The sequence below is a fragment of the Actinocrinis sp. genome (assembly GCF_035650855.1).
GTDB lineage: Bacteria > Actinomycetota > Actinomycetes > Streptomycetales > Catenulisporaceae > Actinocrinis.
The window spans coordinates 1-5,289 of record NZ_DASRGV010000320.1 but is presented as its reverse complement, the minus strand read 5'-3'; the positions used below and the strand labels follow the sequence as shown (position 1 = coordinate 5,289).

Here is a 5,289-nt window from a genome sequence, read left to right as displayed (position 1 = left end):
TCGGACCGCTCGGCACGTAGTAGCTGGCCGCAGAAGCGACCGCGCCCTTGCACGCGACGGCGACGACGCCGGGCGCCACCGGGGTACCCCAGCCGGTCGCCATGTCGTACCCGGCGGTGGCCGGGTAGCTGTAGGCCGGCTTGTAGGCGGCGATGCCGTTGTTGCCCGCGGTCACGTCGCGGAACACCGAGAACCCGGCGGGCGCGACGCCTGCGTTGTAGAGGGCCGGGGCCGCCTGACCGGCGAGGCCGTTGGCCTTGCACGAGGCGCTGGCGTCGGCGAGGGCGTAGATGGCCGCCCAGATCGGAGCCGCACCGCTGGTGCCGCCGATGACGGCGTAGTAGTAGCCGTTGTGTTGCGGGTTGCCGTCGTTGTAGATCTCGTCGATGACGTAGCCCGTGGCCGGGTCGGCATCCGCCGCGACGTCAGGAACCTGGCGGCAGCCGGTGCTCGCGGCCGTGGCGCAGTTCTGCGTGTAGCCGAACCCCTTGACGCCGTTGTTGGCTTGGTAGCTCGGCGCCTTCTCCTTCGTCGACACGCCGCCACCGGTGGCGCCGTAGAAGGTGACGCCCTGCGAGTTGGTCTGCGACGAGTTCCACGCGGACTGGACCATCGAGTTGTTGGTCAGCCCGCTCATCGTGGTGCCGCCGGCGGCCAGGACCGTGGGCTGGCTGGCCGGGTCGTCCACCGAGAGCTCGGCGTCCGGCGAGCTGGACGACGGGTCGTAGCAGTCGGTGTCACCGGAGTCGCCGGAGGCCGCGACGACCGTCTGGCCCTGCGCTGCGGCGCTGGAGAAGATCGTGCTCTCCGAGGTGATGGTCGACGGGTTGGCCGCCGCCTCGCACAGGCCCCAGCTGGTGGAGATCACCTGGGCCGTGTCGTCGGTGACGATCTTCTGGTAGGTGTCCAGGACGTTGGCGTCCGTGGCCAGGTTCGCATCGGGACCGGCGTAGTCGATGATCGAGACGCCGGGCGCCGCGGTGGCGATGTTCTCGATGTCGAGCGCGGACTCGATGCCCACGTTGGTGTACAGGTTGGCCGGGGCGGTCGGGCCGCCGTCGACCGCGACCTCGCTGACCGGGGTGGAGATCTTGTAGCAGTTCTTGTAGTCGGCGATGCCGGCCGCGTCGTAGCTCTCGAGCTCGAAGACCGCGACGGTCACACCGGAACCGGTGTCGCCGCCGGCCAGGACCGAACTGGTGCCGTAGATGTCGGCCAGCGTGTCCGACCGGTAGTAGTCGGTGCCGTTGTGCAGGCCGAGCGGGTTGAGGATGTTGTCGATGTTCGTGCAGACCGGCGTCGCGGTGTTCGGCGAGACGGCGTGCGACTTGGCCGCGCTGCCGGCCACGCCGGCCTTCGCCTCGCGGTTGGTGTTGACGTAGCGCGGCACCGCGTAGGCGATGTTGTCCAGGCCCACGACGCCGGCCACGTCGGCCGAGATCGTGGAGTCGAACTTCGGCGCCGCGGTGTTCGCGTAGACGGTGCGGCCGGCGAAGGTGTATCCGGCGAAGTTGGTGCCGAACGCCGACTTGGCCTGGCCGACCGTGGTGCTGACCGGAATGAACAGTCCGTCCGCGGAGACCGGTCCGGGGGTGAGGCCGGCGGACTTGAGCGCCGCGTCCACTGCCGCCACCTCAGCCGCGGAGGCGCCGAACCGCTTGGCGATCTCCCCCTTCGCCAGGAAGTGGTGGTAGGAGGGCGACTTCGGGTCGTTGACCGCGGTGGCGAGCGCCGACAGCTGGGCCGAGGTCGGCGTGTTGAGCTGGATGTCGACGGTCAGCTTGGTCGAGTCAGCCGGCGCCGCGACGCTCTTGGCGCCGTGCGGCAGGGTCGGGGCCGCGCCGACCGACACCCGGCTGACCGCCGCCGCGTGGCCCGGGACCGCCAGCGCGACCTGGGACGCGCCGACCGCGAGGCTGACGGCGACCGCCGGAATGGCGGCCCGCCGGACGCGCCGGGACTGCGCCGAGGCATCCTCGGGCGCAGTGGCGCTGCTGGATTTGTTCACATGAATCCCCATGTCTCGTACGGTGGTGCTGTCAGCCGCCGATCCCCCCACGGGGGCGGCGAACACCGGTGCTCCCGGTCCTGTCATACCGGAGCATCGGAGCTATTAGGGTCAGAGCGTGGCGAATGAGGCGATCCCCGGGAATCGGGGCAGGTCGCAGATGGCCGCCGCGAGTATGACGATATTGACCGCGAGTGGACGCTCGGACAAGTAACAATCCCCCCACGCAGTTGATGACCCGCCACGACGTGCCCGGCGGAGTCGACGAGGACTCATGTTACGACTCCCGACGAGCCCTCGAGACGATTATTTGTAGCAGCTTTGCACCAACCGCCGCCATGCCTAATTCGGGCTAGATATGTCACAAAACGTAGCAGTACAGAACGCGCTACAACGGAAATTATGGACATGCGGTGAGAATTCTGACGGGCGGATCAGTGACCTGTATGACCAGCGGTCCCGCGCCGCAGCTCACACCGCGCTCCATGGAAGTTTCACGGCGGTGAGTCGAGGGCCGAGGCCCCTACCAGCGGGTGAATTCGGGATGTGCCCCGGGGGCATTGATTATCCGTTGTAGCGGCCGGAGAGTTTCGCTTAGGGGGTGGCGCGTGTCGGCCACTGGCGTGTCGTCGTGGCCGGCGCCGGGGCCGGTGCTGCTGCTCGACGTGGGCGGCGATCAGCAGCCTTCACCAGCCACACCGGAAAGGTGCACGGACTCCTGATGCGGCGGCGGACCCTGGCAGAAGCGGCGGCGAACCGACATGGCTGAACTGATCGTGGAACCGGGTGCCGACACCCGGACGGGCACCGGACCGGACGCGGACCTGAAGAAGACCGCCCTGAAGAAGACCGCGTTCCCGCTGTCCGTCACGGTCCCCACCTTCAACCCGTTGATCAGGCCGGCGCTCGTGCCGGTTCCGACCGAGCAGGTGCCGGTGCCGTTCGCGGGGGATGGCGAAGGCGTCGGGGAACTGACGTGGGGACAGCGCGAGATCCTGCAGGCGATGGTCCGGCAGGGCTGGATCTCGCTGGGCGGCGTGCTGCCGCTGCCGCCGGGCGTGAGCGTGCAGGACGCCGCCGACCAGCTCAGCTACATGGTGTCGCGCTTCCCGTCCATGCGCACCAAGCTGCGATTCGACGCCGAGGGCTACGCGCTGCAGGAAGTGCACAGCTCCGGCACGGTCATGCTCGACGTCTACGATCTGGCGCCCGGCGCCGACGCGAACGAGACGGCAGCGCAGATTGAGGCCTGCTATCGCACCAGGCCGCGCGACTTCTGCGCACAGTGGCCCGTGCAAATGGGTGTGTTGCGCCAGGCGGGCCGGCCCACACACGTGATCGCCATCTCGTGTCACACGGTCAGCGACGGCCTCGGGATGCAGGCGCTCGGCCGGGAGGTCGAGGCGAGGCGTACCGAACCCGCGATCGGCCTGCAGCAGCTCGAATTGGCAGCCTGGCAGGAGTCTCCGGCCGGGCGGCGGATCAGCGACGCGGCGATCCGACACATGGAGAAAGTCCTGCGCTCGGTGCCGCCACGTCCGCTGCCCTTCTCGGACGACGAGCGCGATCCGCGGCATTGGACCGGCGTGCTGCGCTCGCGTGCCTTGAAGCTCGCGCTGCCTGCCATCGCCGAGCGCACCGCCTCCGACACCTCCGCCGTACTGCTGGCGCTCTACGCGACCGCGCTGGGCCGGCTCGGGCTGCTGAACCCGGCGGTGATCAGGCCTCTGTCGAGTAACCGCTTCCGGCCCGGCCTCACCGACATGGTGGGCAACCTGGTGCAGAGCGGGGTGTGCGTCCTGGACGCGGCCGAGACGACGATCGACGAGGTGGTGCGCCGGGCGCGTCAGGTCTCGATGACGGTGCGGAAGTACTCGTATTTCGATCCGCGGGCCGAGACCAAGCTCATCGACCGGCTCGGCCGTGAGGCGCGCGAATTGGACCCGGACGCGGAACCGTGGTGTTGCGTCAACTGGGCGTTCTTCAACGACCGCCGCATCACGCCCGGCGAACCCGCGCGTAGCCGGGAGGAGTTGGAGGCGGCGCGCCGGCTGAGCAAGTTCGGCTGGATCGAGAGGAAAGAGAACCCTTACGAACAGCTCTTCCTCCACATCGACGACGCGGAGGACGGCATCGCGCTGATGGTCTGCGCTGACACTCGCCACATCTCCCCTGCCGGCAACGAAGCGCTGGCCCGCGAGATGGAGGCGGCGGCCATTGAGGCGGCATTCGATGCGGACGCACCAACGCGTGTGACGGCGCCGGTGCCTATCGCGGCAGCCGTCCGTGTATAGCTCAATGCGCTGCGCACGCATGCGGTGGAAGCCGGGGCGCGCAACGCCATGACCGCCCTGGAAGCCGTCGGCGTATACGTCCCGTCCGGCCGCGTCCCGATCGAGGACCTGGCTGAGCATTTCGGGCTGTCGACGATGCAGGTCCAGGTGTTCCGGCGATATCCCCAGCTCGGGCAAGCCAGCCGCGATCCCGATGGCGGGCTGCTCGAACTGCTGCGCGGCGCGGTGGCCGATCTGGACGGTCTGCGCGGCCGCGAGGATCGGGTGCGGTACGTCGTGCACGCGCGCACGTTCCCGCTGGTGATGCAGTATCCGCAAAATCCGCTGCGCGAGCTGTGCTTCGAATTCGGGCTCGATCAAGCCGCGACATTCGCGGTCGGCCACCACGCCAGCGCCTCGGGCCTGCTCGCGGTGGACGTCGCCGGCCGCCTCCTCACAGCGGACGCCGACCCCGACGCGCTCGCGCTGGTCGTGGCTGGCGAGAAGGGTTTCGCCCGGCAGGCACGGACGGCGTCGGAGACCAGGTTCCTGGCGGAGGGCGCGGCAGCCTGCCTCATCCGCGCGGAAGGCACCCACGACCGGCTGCTCGCCTACGCGACCGACCTGCGCGGCGAGTTCGAGGACTACGGGTACGAAACGGAAGCGGCTGCAGCATTGCAGCAGCAATACGCGGACTGCCTCGCGGCGGCGATCCTGACGGCGGTCGAGCGGTGCGGGCTGGAGATGGGCGCGATCAGCCTCATCCTGCCGCACAGCGTGGACCGGCTGGCCTGGCAGCGCGTCTGCCGCAGGCTCGGCTTCCCGCTCGACCGCGTGGTGCTCGACAATCTGGCTTCGATCGGACCCCTCTTCTGCGCCGACGCCTTCGTCAACTACCGCACCGCGCGCACCCGCGGCCTGCTGCGCCCAGGCGACCGCTACGTAATGGCGGCCGCCGGAGCCGGCCTCGGCGCCGCCTTCTCCGCAATGGTCTTCGAGCACTGACAG

3 protein-coding genes are annotated in these 5,289 nt (G+C 69.2%); 2 read left to right on the top strand and 1 reads right to left on the bottom strand.

Annotation, left to right across the window (positions count from 1 at the left end):
- The coding region (locus VFB40_RS22770) for a S53 family peptidase (RefSeq protein WP_324853938.1) at positions 1–2,008 on the bottom strand (2,008 nt) is incomplete at its 3' end.
- A 761-nt stretch (positions 2,009–2,769) separates the two neighbouring features.
- Here VFB40_RS22770 and VFB40_RS22765 point away from each other — a divergent pair.
- Positions 2,770–4,302, top strand: a complete 1,533-nt coding sequence (locus VFB40_RS22765) for a condensation domain-containing protein (protein ID WP_324853936.1) — start codon at positions 2,770–2,772, stop codon at positions 4,300–4,302.
- Between the two features lie 48 nt (positions 4,303–4,350).
- Positions 4,351–5,286, top strand: a complete 936-nt coding sequence (locus tag VFB40_RS22760) for a 3-oxoacyl-[acyl-carrier-protein] synthase III C-terminal domain-containing protein (RefSeq protein ID WP_324853934.1) — start codon at positions 4,351–4,353, stop codon at positions 5,284–5,286.
- The last annotated feature ends 3 nt before the right edge of the window (positions 5,287–5,289 follow it).

Bases quoted from the DNA above. Each gene is read 5' to 3' on its own strand.
- VFB40_RS22765 (WP_324853936.1), top strand. From the start codon at position 2,770: ATGGCTGAACTGATCGTGGAACCGGGTGCCGACACCCGGACGGGCACC.
- VFB40_RS22760 (WP_324853934.1), top strand. From the start codon at position 4,351: ATGACCGCCCTGGAAGCCGTCGGCGTATACGTCCCGTCCGGCCGCGTC.